General features: G+C 66.3%; 15 protein-coding genes. 6 read left to right on the top strand and 9 right to left on the bottom strand.

The window, feature by feature from the left end; genetic code table 11:
* The first annotated feature begins 21 nt into the window (after positions 1-21).
* Complete coding sequence (gene purH / locus RDV64_RS22265) at positions 22-1,602, top strand: bifunctional phosphoribosylaminoimidazolecarboxamide formyltransferase/IMP cyclohydrolase (protein ID WP_309197164.1); 1,581 nt, start codon at positions 22-24, stop codon at positions 1,600-1,602.
* A gap of 77 nt (positions 1,603-1,679) precedes the next feature.
* Here purH and mutM read toward each other — a convergent pair whose 3' ends face one another.
* Positions 1,680-2,549, bottom strand: a complete 870-nt coding sequence (mutM, locus tag RDV64_RS22260) for a bifunctional DNA-formamidopyrimidine glycosylase/DNA-(apurinic or apyrimidinic site) lyase (protein ID WP_309197163.1) — start codon at positions 2,547-2,549, stop codon at positions 1,680-1,682.
* Positions 2,550-2,674: 125 nt separating this feature from the next.
* Between mutM and ubiE the strand changes: the two genes are divergently transcribed.
* From ubiE to ilvC, 4 genes are all read left to right on the top strand, one after another.
* Positions 2,675-3,457, top strand: a complete 783-nt coding sequence (gene ubiE, locus RDV64_RS22255; protein WP_309199576.1) for a bifunctional demethylmenaquinone methyltransferase/2-methoxy-6-polyprenyl-1,4-benzoquinol methylase UbiE — start codon at positions 2,675-2,677, stop codon at positions 3,455-3,457.
* Positions 3,457-5,031, top strand: a complete 1,575-nt coding sequence (gene ubiB, locus RDV64_RS22250; RefSeq protein ID WP_309197162.1) for a 2-polyprenylphenol 6-hydroxylase — start codon at positions 3,457-3,459, stop codon at positions 5,029-5,031. Before ubiE ends, ubiB begins: the two co-directional genes overlap by 1 nt.
* A 243-nt stretch (positions 5,032-5,274) precedes the next feature.
* The gene (locus tag RDV64_RS22245; protein ID WP_309197161.1) at positions 5,275-5,817 is read left to right on the top strand and encodes a hypothetical protein; all 543 of its coding nucleotides are present in this window, start codon (positions 5,275-5,277) and stop codon (positions 5,815-5,817) included.
* 120 nt (positions 5,818-5,937) lie between these two features.
* Complete coding sequence (gene ilvC / locus RDV64_RS22240; RefSeq protein ID WP_309197160.1) at positions 5,938-6,957, top strand: ketol-acid reductoisomerase; 1,020 nt, start codon at positions 5,938-5,940, stop codon at positions 6,955-6,957.
* A 96-nt stretch (positions 6,958-7,053) separates the two neighbouring features.
* On the opposite strand, the gene RDV64_RS22235 is transcribed toward ilvC, so the two are convergent.
* The 3 genes from RDV64_RS22235 to RDV64_RS22225 all read right to left on the bottom strand — a co-directional run bounded on the left by RDV64_RS22235 (position 7,054) and on the right by RDV64_RS22225 (position 9,343).
* Entirely contained in the window at positions 7,054-7,527 is a 474-nt protein-coding gene (locus RDV64_RS22235; protein ID WP_309197159.1) for a hypothetical protein, read from the bottom strand.
* Positions 7,528-7,728: 201 nt separating this feature from the next.
* Positions 7,729-9,018, bottom strand: a complete 1,290-nt coding sequence (locus RDV64_RS22230) for a DNA polymerase IV (RefSeq protein ID WP_309197158.1) — start codon at positions 9,016-9,018, stop codon at positions 7,729-7,731.
* A 4-nt stretch (positions 9,019-9,022) separates the two neighbouring features.
* Positions 9,023-9,343: a DUF3572 domain-containing protein gene (locus RDV64_RS22225; RefSeq protein ID WP_309197156.1), complete on the bottom strand. Its 321-nt coding sequence runs from the start codon at positions 9,341-9,343 to the stop codon at positions 9,023-9,025.
* Positions 9,344-9,397: 54 nt separating this feature from the next.
* On the opposite strand from RDV64_RS22225, the gene RDV64_RS22220 reads away from it, so the two are divergent.
* A complete protein-coding gene (locus tag RDV64_RS22220) occupies positions 9,398-9,769 on the top strand; it encodes a response regulator (RefSeq protein WP_309197155.1) in 372 nt (123 codons plus the stop codon).
* Here RDV64_RS22220 and rpmG read toward each other — a convergent pair.
* From rpmG to rnr, 5 genes are all read right to left on the bottom strand, one after another.
* Complete coding sequence (rpmG, locus tag RDV64_RS22215) at positions 9,762-9,929, bottom strand: 50S ribosomal protein L33 (protein WP_309197154.1); 168 nt, start codon at positions 9,927-9,929, stop codon at positions 9,762-9,764. The two genes, RDV64_RS22220 and rpmG, sit on opposite strands and share 8 nt — an antisense overlap.
* Positions 9,930-10,026: 97 nt before the next feature.
* Positions 10,027-11,256, bottom strand: coding sequence for an MFS transporter (locus tag RDV64_RS22210; protein ID WP_309197153.1), 1,230 nt, complete (start codon positions 11,254-11,256; stop codon positions 10,027-10,029).
* A 67-nt stretch (positions 11,257-11,323) separates the two neighbouring features.
* Positions 11,324-12,064 carry an NUDIX hydrolase gene (locus RDV64_RS22205; protein ID WP_309197152.1) on the bottom strand — a complete coding sequence of 247 codons (741 nt, stop codon included), beginning with the start codon at positions 12,062-12,064 and terminating at the stop codon, positions 11,324-11,326.
* Entirely contained in the window at positions 12,061-12,441 is a 381-nt protein-coding gene (locus tag RDV64_RS22200) for a DUF983 domain-containing protein (RefSeq protein ID WP_309197151.1), read from the bottom strand. Before RDV64_RS22200 ends, RDV64_RS22205 begins: the two co-directional genes overlap by 4 nt.
* Positions 12,438-14,612 (bottom strand): ribonuclease R, encoded by a 2,175-nt coding sequence (gene rnr / locus RDV64_RS22195; RefSeq protein WP_309197150.1) that lies wholly within the window; start codon positions 14,610-14,612, stop codon positions 12,438-12,440. Before rnr ends, RDV64_RS22200 begins: the two co-directional genes overlap by 4 nt.
* Positions 14,613-14,839: the final 227 nt, after the last annotated feature.

Genomic DNA, 14,839 nt, shown 5'->3' with positions numbered 1-14,839 from the left:
CAGACTCAAGGCCATTTTGCCATGACGCACGCAGCGCCTGTCCGCCGCGCCCTTCTTTCCGTTTCCGACAAGGCGGGGCTCGATGCGTTCGCCGAGCGGCTCGAACGCCTCGGGATCGAACTCGTCAGCACCGGGGGGACGGCCAGGGCGATGCGTGACGCCGGCCGCGCCGTCACCGATGTCGAGACGCTCACCGGCTTTCCCGAAATGCTGGACGGCCGGGTAAAGACGCTGCATCCCGGCATCCACGGCGGCCTTCTCGCCAACCTCGACGAACCGTCACATCGCGCAGCGCTGGAGGGGGCGGGGATTGCCCCCATCGGTCTGGTGGTGAGCAATCTTTATCCGTTCGAGGCGGCGATCGCCGCGGGAAAGGCCCCCGCGGCGCTGGTGGAAACCATCGACGTGGGCGGCCCCTCGATGACCCGGGCCGCGGCAAAGAATTTTGCCCACGTCGCCATTGTGGTCGACACCGACGATTATGGCGTGGTGGCCGATGCACTGGAGGCGAACAACGGCACCGTTCCGCTGGCGCTCCGCCGCCGGCTTGCCGCGAAGGCGTTTGCGCGCCTCTCGGCCTATGACGCGGCGATTGCCAGCTGGCTTGCCACCACCACCGCGGACGATGACGTGGCGGTTGACCACACCGTGTGGCAGGCCTTCGGCGGCAAGCGGCTCTCGGCGCTGCGCTATGGCGAGAACCCCCACCAGTCCGCCGGGCTGTACGGCGATGGCGGCACCGGCATTGCCTCTGCGCGGATCGTGCAGGGCAAGGCGCTGTCCTACAATAATATCGCCGATGCGGACGCCGCCTGGTCCGCCGCTGCCGACTTTGCGGACGCAACGTCCGTCGTCATCGTCAAGCATGCCAACCCGTGCGGGATCGCCAGCGCCGCAACATTGGCCGAAGCCTATGAACGTGCTCGCCAATGCGACCCGGTCTCTGCCTTTGGCGGCGTTGTTGCGCTGACACGAATGCTGGACGAGGCGACCGCCAGGGCCATTGCGGCCATTTTCACCGAGGTCATAATTGCGCCGGATGCCGATGAAGCGGCCCTCGCCGTGCTCGCCGCCAAAAAGAACTTGCGTGTTCTCCTCACCGGCGCAGCGCCCTCAACGGCGGCTTCGACGGTGAAAACCGTCACCGGCGGCTTCCTCCTGCAAGGCGCGGACCTCGGCGTCCCGGAGGCGTTGCCGGTGGCGACCGACCGCACGCCGACCGCCCAAGAGATGGAAGACCTCCGTTTTGCCTGGCGCGTGGTCAAGCACGTGAAATCCAACGCCATCGTCTATGTGAAGGACGGGGCGACCGTGGGCATTGGCGCCGGCCAGATGAGCCGCGTGGATGCCGCCCGCATCGGCGCGTGGAAGGCGGCCGACGCTGCCCGTGAAGCCGGCGAGCCCGAGCCCCGCACCAAGGGCTCCGTTGCCGCGTCCGACGCTTTTTTCCCGTTTGCAGATGGGCTCGAAACCATCGTCGAGGCGGGGGCAACGGCGGTCATCCAGCCGGGTGGCTCCATGCGTGACCAGGAGGTGACGGATGCAGCCAACAAGGCCGGTATTGCGATGGTGATGACCGGAATGCGCCACTTCCGCCACTAGGCTTGGCGGCCGAGGGGGCCGTGCCTTGAAGCTCCCTCGGTTTCTGAATCTCCCGCGGAGCGGGTGCCCCTGCTTGGCTACTTCTGGCAGCGCGGGCACCAGAAGGTGGAGCGGCCGGTCTGCACGATCCGCTCGATCACGCCGTCGCAGGTCTCGCGCGGGCAGGGGTGCTCCTCGCGGCCGTAGACCGCGAACGTGTGCTGGAAGCGGCCCAGCGAGCCGTCCGCCGTCACATAGTCGCGGAGCGACGAGCCACCGGCGGCAATTGCGTCCTTTATCACCGACAGGATCATCTCGGTGAGGATGATGAGCCGTTTCGACGGGGATCCATCGCGGCGGACCAGCGTGCCGGCAAGCCGCTTGGGGGACAGCTTTGCCCGCCACAGCGCTTCGCAGACATAGATGTTGCCAAGGCCCGCGATGATCCGCTGGTCGAGCAGCGCCGCCTTCAGGCTCGTCACCTTGCCGGCCAGGGCTTTGGCCAGAAGCGGTGCGGTCAGCGCGCCGGGGAGGGGTTCCACGCCCATGCCGGCGAAGTGCGGGTGGGCGGCGAGCGCCGCCGTCTCGCACAGGCTCATGAAGCCGAAGCGGCGCGGGTCGTTGTAGATGATGACGCGGGGGCCGAGCGACAGGCGCACATGGTCGTGCGCTGCAATTTTGCCCTTGGGGTGGGCGTAAACGCCGATGGGGTTGAAATCGTCCACCCGGAACGCGCCGGACATTCCCAGATGCATGATCAGCGACACCCCGTCGTCGAGATCCGCGACCAGATATTTTGCGCGACGTCCGAGGGTTTGCACGGTGCGGCCGGTGAGGCGGGCGGCAAAATTCGGGGGGAAGGGGAAGCGCAGGTCGGCGCGGGCGAGATGCACCGCGTCGATCGGCTGGCCTTCCATCACCGGGGCAAGGCCGCGGCGGACGGTTTCAACCTCGGGAAGTTCAGGCATGACGGGCTCGCCTGTTGGCAGGGCTGAGGGTTGCGACCAAGCCGCATGGAGTTGCGCGCCGCAAGGCGCTAGGAGTGGCACGGAGCGAGAGAGGGAAGCGCATGGACGGCGGCAACGATAGCGGCATGAAGGCTGGCGAGGCGAAGACAGGCACGGGCGAAACGTCCTTCGGGTTCAAGACGGTGCCGCTGGAGGACAAGCAGGGTCTGGTCAACACCGTCTTCGATCAGGTGGCAAGCCGCTACGACATCATGAACGACGTGATGTCCGCCGGCCTCCACCGCCTGTGGAAGGACGCGATGGTGTCGTGGCTGTCCCCGCCGCACCATCCCCGCGCCCCGTTCCGCGTGCTAGACGTTGCCGGCGGCACCGGCGACATCGCCTTTCGCATCGCCAGGCGCATGGACGGCAACGCCGAGGTGGTGGTGTGTGACATCAACCCCGAGATGCTGCTGGTGGGCGCCGAGCGCAACCGCCGCCGCTTGAGGCCGACGACGCCCTGCGTCTTCACCGCCGGCAATGCGGAGGTGCTGCCGTTGCCGGACCGGAGCGTCGACGTCTACACCATTGCGTTCGGCATCCGGAACGTGACGCGGCGCGACAAGGCGCTCGCCGAGGCCCATCGCGTCCTGAAACGGGGCGGGCGGTTCATGTGCCTTGAATTTTCCAAGGTCGACCTGCCGATCATGGACAAGGTGTACGACGCCTATTCCTTCAACGTCATTCCGCCGATGGGGCAGATGATTGCCGGCGACGGCGAACCTTACCGCTATCTGGTGGAGAGCATCCGCACGTTCCCCAACCCCGGCCGCTTTGCCGCCGAGATCGAGCGGGCGGGCTTCGGGCCGTGCGCGGTGCGGATGCTGTCGGGCGGCGTCGCGGCAATCCACTCGGCCTTCAAGCTCTGATGAAGCTCGCCCCCGTCCTGCGGCTTCTCCACGCCAACTTCGTCCTGGCGCGCGAGGGGGTTCTCGGCATCGTCCCGGTGGAGGAGGCGCCGCCCGCGGTGCGCTTTGCCGTGCGCATGGGCCGGATCATCGAGCGGCGCGGCGCGAAGAAGGCCGACATGGCCGCCCGCCTGTCCCGCGCGCTCGACAGGCTTGGGCCGTCCTACATCAAGCTCGGCCAGTTTCTTGCGACCCGCGCCGACGTGGTGGGCGAGGACGTCGCCATCGAGCTTGCCAAGCTGCAGGATCAGGTGCCGCCGGTGCCGGACGAGGCGGCCCGCCGCGAGATCGAGCTGGCGCTGGGCGCCCCGGTCGACACCCTGTTCGACGACCTTGGCAAATGCGTCGCCGCCGCCTCCATCGCGCAGGTCTACCACACGCGTCTGACCGACGTGACGGGCACCCGCGACGTGGCGGTCAAGGTGCTGCGCCCCGGCGTTGCCCGCCGCTTCGAGAAGGACCTCGAAAGCTACTACGTCGCCGCGCACTTCATGGAAAAATACGTGAAGTCCGCCAAGCGGCTGCGGCCGGTCGCGATTGTCGATACGCTCGCCGAATCGGTGCGCTTCGAGATGGATTTCCGGCTGGAGGCCGCCGCGATTTCCGAGATGGCGGAGAATTCGGCGCAAGACCCGCGCTTCCGCGTGCCGACGGTGGAGTGGTCGCGCACCTCGCGCAACATCCTCACCATGGAGTGGATCGACGGCATCAAGATGAGCCGCGTGGGCGAGCTGCGCGATGCCGGCTTTGACCTGCCGGAGCTCGGCCGCGTTGTCCTGCAAAGCTTCCTGCGCCACGCGATGCGCGACGGCTTCTTCCACGCCGACATGCACCAGGGCAATTTGTTCGTGGAGAAGGACGGGACGCTGGTGGCGGTGGATTTCGGCATCACCGGCCGCCTCTCGCGCCACGAGCGCGGCATCCTCGCGCAGATTCTCTACGGGTTCATCACGCGCGATTATCGGCGCGTGGCGGAGCTCCATTTTCGCGCAGGCTATGTGCCCGAAACGCAGGATGTGGACCTGTTTGCACAGGCGCTGCGGGCCATCGGCGAGCCGATCCGCGACGTGACGGCGGCGGACATTTCCATGTCCCGCCTTCTGGCGCAGCTCTTCGAGGTGACGGAGATGTTCCAGATGGCGACCCAGCCGCAGCTCATCATGCTGCAGAAGACCATGGTGGTGGTCGAGGGTGTGGCGCGCTCGCTGGACCCGCACCTCAACATCTGGAAAGTGTCCGAACCCGTGGTGCGGGACTGGATGACCGCCGAACTTGGCCCCGCCGGCACGATGCGCCGCGTGCAGGATTCTGCCGGCGCGCTGGTGGAAGCGGTGCTTCAGGCGCCCGAGCTTGCCAAGCGGGTGGACCGCCTGTCGCGCGATCTCGAGCATGTGCTGGAGAAAGGGGTCCCGATTGCGCCGAAGTCGGTGTCCGGTCTCGGGCGGTATGCTGCGGCACGCTCCGCGCTGCGGGTGGCAGCACTCTGGGTCATCGCGATCTCGCTCATCTTCATCGCCTACGGGACGCTGAGTTGAACTCTTGCAGATGTGCCGGCCCGGTCAGCCGGGTCGCAGAGCTGGACTTCGTCTGGTCTGGATGTGGCCAGAACAAAAGTAAAACATCAGATCAGCGCCAGTAAAAATGGTTTGCGCAACCCCTCGAAAACTCGTGCATTTTAGGCAAAATCCAATCCATTAAGAAAACGCTAACCCTCTCGAGCCAGAATAAACCCGTCTGGCGGGCACTGTGTCCGCAAACAACATGAAATGGCGGGTCCCATGTGGTTCATCGCAGATCTGTTTGAGCGTTACACGACGAGGGTCTCCAAGACCTTCCTGAAAATTGCCGCCATGGAAGCCGAGGCGAACAAGTCGGCGCTGGAGAAACAGCGGGAGGAGCGGGAAGCCCGCAACCTCGAAAGCCCGGCCCGTGCGCTGCTGATGCGCGATCCGCTCAGCGGCAGGCGCGACGAGATCAAGGCCGCCGAGCAGGCCGCACTGGCAGCGTCAGCACCGCGGTCGATCCCGGTGATCCCTGCCGACGGCGAAATGCCCATGGGCGTGCGCGGCGATGTGGTGCTGGCATGGGCCGAGCGGCTGACGTCTGCCGAGCGCCGCGAGATCCCGGCAATGCTGGAAAAGCTGCGCAAGGACAAGAAGGTCCGCGTGCCCGAGTTGCAGATGATCTGCGCCAAGGCGCTCGGCGAAGCGCCGCAGCTTCGCAAGAAGCCCGAACACCTTGCCGCGCTCAAAGCGCAATTCGGCCCGGGCGAGCGCGTTCGGACCGCAGAAGCGGTTGAGCTTCAGGCTGCTGCCGGTTAAAGAGGCAATTAACGCCTACCCAGCGGCCACGACGCCATTCACAACCCCGTCGCAAACCGTCTATGAGGGGCGCGACGGGAGACAGATGCTCCCAATCGTTCGAACACCAGGGAGCGCCGAATGCGCGTCTATTACGATCGCGATGCCGACATCAATCTCATCAAGGGCAAGAAGATTGCCGTTGTCGGTTATGGCAGTCAGGGCCATGCCCACACTCTGAACCTGCGCGACTCGGGCTGCCCCGAAATCGCCGTGGCACTGCGCCCGGGCTCATCCTCCGCCAAGAAGGCCGAAGCCGAAGGCGTGAAGGTGATGTCCGTCGAGGACGCTGCCAAGTGGGCCGACGTTGTCATGATGCTGACGCCGGACGAGCTCCAGGCCGATATCTACAACGAGCAGCTCGCCCCCCACATGAAAGAGGGCGCCGCGCTCCTGTTCGCGCACGGCCTCAACGTGCACTTCAACCTCATCGAGCCGCGCGCCGACCTCGACGTGCTGATGGTCGCCCCCAAGGGCCCCGGCCACACCGTGCGCTCCGAATACCAGCGCGGCGGCGGCGTCCCCTGCCTCATCGCCATCGCGCAGGACGCCTCCGGCAACGCGCATGACCTCGGCCTTGCCTACGCCTCCGCCATCGGCGGCGGCCGTGCCGGCATCATCGAGACCACTTTCAAGGAAGAGTGCGAGACGGACCTCTTCGGCGAGCAGGTCGTCCTTTGCGGCGGTCTGGTCGAGCTGATCCGCGCCGGCTTCGAGACGCTGGTGGAAGCCGGCTACGCGCCCGAGATGGCCTACTTCGAGTGCCTGCACGAAGTGAAGCTGATCGTCGACCTCATCTATGAGGGCGGCATTGCCAACATGAACTACTCCATCTCCAACACCGCCGAGTATGGCGAGTACGTCACCGGCCCGCGCATCGTGACGGCCGAGACCAAGGCGGAGATGAAGCGCGTTCTGGAAGACATCCAGTCCGGCACGTTCACGCGCAACTGGATGCTGGAAAACAAGGTCAACCAGACCTCGTTCAAGGCCACCCGCGCCAAGAACAACGAGCACCAGATCGAGACCGTCGGCGCAGAGCTGCGCGCGATGATGCCGTGGATCAAGGAAAAGGCGCTGGTCGACAAGGACCGCAACTAGGCCGCAGCGCCACGAAAAAAGCCGGCCCGATCAACGGATCGAGCCGGCCATTGATGGAAAGGCGGTCCCTGCCGGGGCCGCCTTTCTTCGTGGAGATCAGCGGGCGCGGAGGCGGTAGCGGGCGCGCTCGCGCTTTGCACCCTTTTCCGGCGCACGGGTGATCATCGACATGTTGATGATCCCTTCGCGGCCGTTCCTCGGCGCGCGCAAATTGATGTTGACGTCCTTGCCGTCCTGCACGAACCCGGTCTGGAAAAACCCGTCACGCGCTGTTTTCTTCGCGATCAGCGTGGGGTAGTTGCACCCGCCCGCGCCGCATTTGCCTTCTAGGATGAGGCGGTAGCCTTCGGGCGCAAACGTGCCGTCGGCCAGGGTTTCGCTGCACTGATATTCCACGGTGGCCGCGGTGACCTTGTTGTCATCACCCTTGTTGACGCGGAACTTGCCGCCTTCGCCGAACGCACCTGGGGTGCAGGCCGCATTTTGCGCCTGTGCGGGGGCCGTGACGGCGAGGGCAGCGGCAAGGGCTGACAGCGCGAGCACGCCGCGCAACGTATGAGCCTGACGCATGGATTGAAAACTCCTTGATTGCGCAAAGCGCAGTGGACCGCGCCTCATTACATGGCCGACGGGGCCGCGTGAAGCGTCCCGTCGTCTGCCGCAGGCCTACGCAATACCGGTGCTGCGATTGTAATGAGGCGCCCGCGCCACCCCTAGAACCGGCTTGATGAACGGGAGCGAAACGGGCGGGGCGCGGGAAGCCCTGGTGGCTCAATCTCTGGGTGAAGCGGGCCTGCGCCGCGGGTGCGAGAGGGTGAGGCCAGTGGCAATTGCGCTGTCGCCGAAGCGGGCGCGCAGCGCGTCCATCGCCCGCTCGGCCTGTCCGAGGCGGGTTGAGTGGGGATCGAAGAGGTCCGCCCCGTCGGCCTGCACATCGCTGGTGAGGTGGGTCACGCCGATGCCGATCAAGCGGTAGCGCGTGCCCTCGGGCTCGGCCGCCAGCAGCGCCTTGCCGGCCGTAAAGATGCGGTGCGCCATGGCGGTGGGGGCCGACAGCGTCTCGGCGCGGGTGCGGCTGCGGAAATCGGGCGTCTTCAGTTTCAGCGTGATGGTGCGGCCGGCAATCTCGCCCGCTTTCAGCCGCGTGGACACCTTTTCGGAAAGGTGGCGCAGGAGGGCCAGCAGCGTCTGCCGGTCAGAGAGGTCGGCGTCGAAAGTCTGTTCCGCGCTGACGGACTTGCGCTCCGACGACGGGTCCACCGCGCGCGTGTCGATGCCGTTTGCGAGGCGGTGGAGGCGGGGGGCGTCGCTGCCGATCCGCCGCATCAGGTCTTCCATCGAAAGGCGCTGGAGGTCGCGCACATGGGTCACGCCGGCCTTGGCAAGGCGGGTTGCGGCCGCCGGTCCGACACCGGGGAGGCGGGTGACGGGTTCACCGGCAAGGCGCGCCATGGCGTCCGACTGACCGATCACGGTGTAGCCGCGCGGCTTGTCGGCGTCGGACGCAAATTTCGCCAGAAACTTGTTGGGGGCCAGCCCGACCGACACCGTGATGCCGACGTCCGCTTCCACCTCGCGTGCGAATTTTGCCAGCGTTGCCGCCGGCGGCGCGCGGTGGACGCGGGTGGTGCCGGAGAGGTCGAGGAACGCTTCATCTATGGAGAGCGGCTGCACCAGCGGGGTGAGCGCCTGCATCCGGCGGCGCACCTCGCGGCCGGCGGTCACGTATTTTTCGAAGTTGGGGCGGATGACCACCGCGTCCGGGCAGGCCTTCAGCGCCTTGAACATGGGCATGGCCGAATGGACGCCATGGATGCGCGCCAGATAGCAGCAGGTGGAGACGACACCGCGCCGCCCGCCGCCCACAATCACCGGCACATCGGCAAGGGACGGGTCGTCCCGCTTTTCCACCGAGGCGAAAAAGGCATCGCAATCCACATGGGCGATGGTGAGGCTTGCAAGGTCGGGATGCGCGATCAGCCGCGGGCTGCGGCATTGCGCGCACCGCTCGTCCGGGTCCTGTGCCGCGATGGTGAAACAGTCGCGGCAAAGGCTGCTCATCCGGTCAGGCCCAGTCGCGCGACGTGCGGGGCGGCCAGTCCTCGTCCTGGGCCGGCTTGTCCAGAAGCTGGCGCGCCTCGACAATATCCTGCGGCGAGAGATCCTGCGCGTCGGCCACGGCGACGAGCAGCTTCTGGTCCTCCAGCACGAAGTCCAGAACGCCGGCGGTGAAGCCGCGCGTGCCGGCCGCCTCTCTCAGTGACGACGGGTCCAGCCCGGTCAGCGCGAAGAAGCGCGACAGGACGCGCTCATCGGTGGCGAAGTGGGAAAGCGCCGCAATTGCGATGGTGCCGGCGTCCGGCACGTTGACGGACCTTGACCTCATCGACGTTGACCCTGAGAAGGTATGCGTTCCCGCGTGCGCAGATCTGGAGACCGTATGGCACACCGCGTGCTCATCGTTGAGGACAACGAACTCAACATGAAGCTCTTCCACGATCTGCTCGAAGCGAGCGGAATGACCATACTCATGACGCGCAACGGTATCGATGCGCTGGCGGTTGCCAAGCGCGAGAAGCCGGACCTCATCGTGATGGACATCCAGCTTCCTGAAATGTCCGGCCTGGAAGTGACGGAGACGATCAAGTCCGATCCCGATCTCGCGCCGATCCCGGTGATCGCGGTCACGGCGTTTGCCATGAAGGGCGACGAGGAGCGCATCCGCGCCGCCGGTTGTGAAGCCTACCTGTCGAAACCGATCTCGATCGACCGGTTCATCTCGACGGTGAAAGCGTTTCTGCCGCCTACTTGATTTTCGCTTCGCGGAAATCGACGTGCTTCTTCGCAACGGGGTCATACTTCCGCTGGACGATCTTGTCGGTCATCGTGCGGGTGTTCTTTTTGGTGACGTAGAAGAAGCCGGTGTCCGCGGTGGACTGGAGCTTCACTTTGATGGTGACGGCCTTGGCCATTGTCGTCTCTCCGGGACCGCGGTGCGGCCACTCGCTTAGGTGAATGCGGAAACCTTGTCTGTGGTTCGCCGCGGCTCGGAAGTCAAGCGCCCGCGCCCTAGAAGCCGGTTCTTCCGGTCCTGAAGCACGCGAATGCCACATATCCGGCGAACAGGGCCGCAATGGCATAGGCAAAGCCGTTAGGCGGATAAAGGTCGAGGCTGGCGCCCAGCGACACCGGACCGATCAGCATCCCGAAGGCATACATCATCACGAAGGCGGCGTTGGCGGACGCAAGGTCCGCGCCCTTGAAGCGCGCGCCGAGGTGGACGAGGCCGACAGTGTAAAGCCCCGCCACAATGCCGCCGGTGATGAAGAGGACGACGAGGAGCACCGGGTAGTTGTCCGATACGAAGGGCATCAGCCCGGCGCCCACGGCACCGACAGCGCCGCAGATGATGAGGAGGAGGCGCCGGCTCATCCGGTCTGCAAGGTAGCCGATGGGGATCTGCGACAGGACGTTGCCGGCTGCAATGGCCGATACGAGGACCACCGCGCTCTCCCCGGTCAACCCCAGAGAGGTGCCGTAAAGGGGGAGGATGGCCGCGCCACCCGATTCCACCGCGCCGAACACCAGCGCGGCGAGGAGGGCGAGCGGCGCCAGCGCGAAGAAGCGCCAGATGCTGCCGTGGGAGCCGCCGGGGAGGACCGGCTGGCGGTCCGTCACCAGCATCACCGGCACGGCGGCGATGAGAAGCGCGACGGAGCCGATGGCGAACGGGGCAATACCGTCCGTGCCGACCAGCGCCAGGATCAGCGGGCCGATGGAGATCCCAACGGACAGGAAGGCGGTGTAGATGCCCACCACCAGCCCGCGCTTCTTCTCCGGCGCCAGCGAATTGATCCAGAATTCGGTGAGCGCGAAGATGATGGTGGCGGTGGCCGAAAAGATGAAGCGCAGCGGAAACCACAGCGTGAACGAGGTGATGAGATAGAACCCCATCAACGTCGCCGACATGGTGAGGAAGCTGGCGATGATCAGCCGCGCGGTGCCGAAGCGTTCGGCCATCTGGGTGACGAACGGCAGCACGGCGATGGCGGCGACGCCGGCGGTGGCGGTGTTGATGCCGATCATCGACGGCGAGACGCCGCGGTTTTCGAGCACGACCGAGAGGAGGGGAAGCGAGAGGCTGAGCGCCATGCCGACCCCGGTGATGCCGCTGATAACGGCGGCGAGCGCAATCTTGTCCGTGCGCGTCACCCCGCCTGCGTCTGCGCGGGGCGGTGCACGGTCCTGGCTCGTGTCGGGGGGCGATTGCTGGTCCATCAGAGGGGTCGGCGCATCCATTGGAATTCGTATGTCGCTCAATTTTTAGGCGGATGCCAGTGATGGCTGCGCCAGCCGCGCGTCGTCGTCAGAGAATTGTACGGGTAAAGCCGGTCCGTTCCCAACGGTAAAACGGGACGGATCCGCCGGGCTGTAATGCAGGGTCTTCGGCAAGGCGGTGTTCCAGATCATCCAGTACGGTGAGGGTGATGGCCGGCAGCGGCATCGCCTTCGCCTCGTGGATAGGCACCCATGCTATATCTTCGAGCTCGGCGTCCGCGCCAACGACCGCAGGGTCGATATCAGCGATCGTGTCGCGCCAGGCCAGGAAGAACCGCGTGTCGTACCGGCGCGGCCGCCCAGGCGGTGTGACCGCGCGGGCGATGAAGGCAAGGCGCGACAGGTCGAGCGAAAGGCCCCGTTCGGCAAAGCCGGCAAAGGGCTTGCTGCGCGGGACGGCATCAGCCTGCGGCCGCGCAATGAGGACGCCGGTTTCCTCGAAGGTTTCGCGCAACGCGGCAATCCCGAAGGCGCGGGCTCGGGCCGGCCGGTGCCTTGCGCCGGCATGGGCCGCAAGTTGCCTGTGGGTGTCTTCATGGAACGACGACGCGACGGGGACGCGCGCATCGGTCGCATCCACCCGTCCGCCGGGGAACACGTACCGCCCCGGCATGAAGGTGTGGCGCATGCTGCGCCGGCCCATCAGGACGCGCGGGCCATCGGGATCGTAGACGATGAGGCTCGCGGCATCGCGGGGCCGCATGGTGGGGTGCTTCTGGTTGCGTTCAGCGTCCGATACGCGGCCGGAGAGCGTTTCCGCCCCGCTCACGTCCAGCGTTCGCTGTCGGCTCCGAAGCCGTGCATGCCCTTGGCCCACTGGAACCCCACGAGACCGCCCTTCACCGGCCGCAGCAGTGCCAGCGACAAGATGACGGTCATGGGCAGGAAAATGGCCGCGTGCTGCCACAGGGGCGGATGGACGAAGATCTCGTAATACAGCATCAGCCCCACCACCACGTGGCCGACGATGAAGCAGACGATGTAGGGCGGCGCGTCGTCCGCGCGCTGGTGGTGCAGTGCCTCGCCGCAGCTGGGGCAGGTGTGGCGGATGGCGAGGAAGCCGTCGAAAAGCGGGCCTTCGCCGCACCGCGGACACTTGGCGGATGCGCCCCGTTGCAGGGAGCGGAGCATGGAGCGTGGCATCATCTGCGGCCCTTTCGCGATGGCGGTTTGCGGCGGCCCTGCGCCGGGCGGGCGCCGCGCGCGCGCCGGATGCTGGGCCCCGCATCGTGATCCACAATTTCAAAGCGGAGGGCACCGGAGAAGGGCGCCGCTTCCAGAAGTCGCACGTTGACGGTGTCGCCCAGACGGTAGGTGTGCCCCGAAGCTTCGCCTACAAGCGCGTGCGACGCCTCTTCGTAGATCATGTACTCCGACCCCAGCGTGGAGATGGGGATGAACCCGTCGCCCCCGGTGTCGGCCAGCTTGATGAAGAGGCCCGACTTGGTGACGCCGGCAATCCGCCCGTCGAACGTGGCGCCGATGGATTCGGCAAGCCAGCCTGCGATCAACCGGTCGGTGGTTTCGCGCTCGGCAATCATGGAGCGGCGCTCGGTGGCGGAGATTTCCGAGCCGATCTGCGCCAGCGCGTCGACCTCGTGGTCCCGGAGGCCGTCCTTGCCGAGGTCGTGGGCGCGAATCAGCGCGCGGTGGACGATGAGGTCGGCATAGCGGCGGATCGGCGAGGTGAAGTGCGCGTAGCGGCGCAGGTTGAGGCCGAAGTGGCCAAGGTTGTCCGGCGAATATTCCGCCTGGCTTTGCGAGCGCAGTACCACTTCGTTGACGAGCTGGGCGTTGGGCGTGCCCTCCACCTGCGCCAGAATGGCGTTGAAGTGCTCGGGGCGCAGGCGCGTGCCCTTGGCCAGTTTGATGTCGATGGTGGACAGGAACTCGCGCAGGGCGTCGATCTTGTCGAGGCTCGGCGCATCGTGGACGCGGTAGAGGAGGGGGAGACGCACCGACTCGCACAGCTCTGCTGCGGCGACGTTCGCCTGGATCATGAACTCTTCGATGAGCTTGTGCGCGTCGAGCCGTTCCGGGACGATGACACGCGCAACGTCGCCATCCGGCGTCAGCGCGATCTTGCGCTCCGGCAGGTCCAGCTCCATCGGCTGGCGGTGTTCGCGGCCGCGCCTGGCACAGGCATAAGCCTCGTAAAGGGCGTTGACCTGGGGCGCGATGTCGGACGGGGCACCGTCGGCAATGGCTTGCGCTTCGGCATAGGCGAGCTTGCGGGCCGAACGCATCAGCACGCGGTGGAGCGTGTGCTTGCTCTGTCGCCCGTCCCTGGCGAACCAGATGCGGATGGCCATTGCGGGCCGCGCCTCGCCTTCACGAAGCGAGCAGAGGTCGTTGGAGATGCGCTCGGGCAGCATCGGCACGACACGGTCGGGGAAGTAGGTGGAGTTGCCGCGCAAGCGCGCCTCCACGTCCATCAGCGAGCCGGGGGTGACGTAGGCCGCAACGTCCGCAATGGCGACGGTGACGATGTGGCCGCCCTCGTTGTGCGGGTCGGGTTCGGCGAAGACGGCGTCGTCGTGGTCCTTGGCGTCGGCGGGGTCGATGGTCACGAACGGGATATCGCGCCAGTCTTCCCGGCCCTTCAGCGTAGCAGGTTCTGCGGCTGCGGCTTCTTCCAGCACCCGCTCGGGGAACCGGTCCGGAATGCCGTGGGCGTGGATTGCCAGGAGCGAGACCGCCTGCTCGGAGCCAACCGGGCCAACCACCTCGACAATCTTGGCGAAGTGCCCGCGGGCGGGCTCGATGCGCACCAGCGTGTTGTCGGCAATGTCCTTTACGGCGGCCGCGTCGACGGACCAGATGTCGCGCTCTTTCTTGGTCACCGGCGTCAGTTGCGGCTTGCCGCCGATGCGCTCCAGCACGGCCAGCGTCTGGGCCGGGCGCCGCTCGATGACCTTGACGACCTTGCCCAGCGGGCGGCCATCCTCGGCGTACTGGATGCGGGCGAGCAGCCTGTCGCCCATGCCCGGCGCGGGACCCTTGCCGATGAGGATGACCTTGGGGCGCGGGCCGTCGCCGTCCCACGAGGTGGGCTCGGCCACAAGGTCGCCATCGGCGCTTTTCGCGACCACCTGAAGGAGCGCGACGCGAGGCAGCTCGCCTGTCTTCTGGATGTGCTTGCCGTCCTTGGTGAGGACGCCATCCTCCGCCATCTCGGCCAGGAGGTGCTTCAGGAGGATACGGTCGCCGCCCTTGATGTTGAAGGCGCGCGCGATTTCCCGCTTGCCGACGCGGCCGGGGCTTTCGGCCACGAACCGCAGGATCTCTTCACGGGATGGGAAATGTTCTTTGTTCACAGCCCCTATGTGTGCCTTGAAAGCGCCCGCGTCGAGGGCCTTCTCAGCAACACTGCCGTTTCAATCGTGCAGGGCGTTCGCCGGTGTCAGACACTGGAGCATCGGTTTCGGCGGGAATAAATGGCGCCGCCGCCGGCGGAGAGGCCGGATGTGCCGGTCGGCCCCTCTACGCGCTTCGCAGGCCGGATCGGACAAAGGGGCGGCGCCGGCCCTTGCAGGACCTGGCG

Source organism: Acuticoccus sp. MNP-M23 (genome assembly GCF_031195445.1).
Lineage (GTDB): Bacteria > Pseudomonadota > Alphaproteobacteria > Rhizobiales > Amorphaceae > Acuticoccus.
Note: the sequence above shows the minus strand (reverse complement) of the source record. Positions and strands in the feature narration are given on the sequence as shown.

Coding starts and splice junctions, on each gene's coding strand:
- RDV64_RS22235 (WP_309197159.1), bottom strand. CDS start 7,527: ATGCGTCAGGCTCATACGTTGCGCGGCGTGCTCGCGCTGTCAGCCCTT.
- RDV64_RS22200 (WP_309197151.1), bottom strand. CDS start 12,441: ATGATGCCACGCTCCATGCTCCGCTCCCTGCAACGGGGCGCATCCGCC.
- RDV64_RS22230 (WP_309197158.1), bottom strand. CDS start 9,018: ATGAGCAGCCTTTGCCGCGACTGTTTCACCATCGCGGCACAGGACCCG.
- RDV64_RS22225 (WP_309197156.1), bottom strand. CDS start 9,343: ATGAGGTCAAGGTCCGTCAACGTGCCGGACGCCGGCACCATCGCAATT.
- RDV64_RS22220 (WP_309197155.1), top strand. CDS start 9,398: ATGGCACACCGCGTGCTCATCGTTGAGGACAACGAACTCAACATGAAG.
- ubiE (WP_309199576.1), top strand. CDS start 2,675: ATGAAGGCTGGCGAGGCGAAGACAGGCACGGGCGAAACGTCCTTCGGG.
- RDV64_RS22210 (WP_309197153.1), bottom strand. CDS start 11,256: ATGGATGCGCCGACCCCTCTGATGGACCAGCAATCGCCCCCCGACACG.
- rpmG (WP_309197154.1), bottom strand. CDS start 9,929: ATGGCCAAGGCCGTCACCATCAAAGTGAAGCTCCAGTCCACCGCGGAC.
- purH (WP_309197164.1), top strand. CDS start 22: ATGACGCACGCAGCGCCTGTCCGCCGCGCCCTTCTTTCCGTTTCCGAC.
- mutM (WP_309197163.1), bottom strand. CDS start 2,549: ATGCCTGAACTTCCCGAGGTTGAAACCGTCCGCCGCGGCCTTGCCCCG.
- ilvC (WP_309197160.1), top strand. CDS start 5,938: ATGCGCGTCTATTACGATCGCGATGCCGACATCAATCTCATCAAGGGC.
- ubiB (WP_309197162.1), top strand. CDS start 3,457: ATGAAGCTCGCCCCCGTCCTGCGGCTTCTCCACGCCAACTTCGTCCTG.
- RDV64_RS22245 (WP_309197161.1), top strand. CDS start 5,275: ATGTGGTTCATCGCAGATCTGTTTGAGCGTTACACGACGAGGGTCTCC.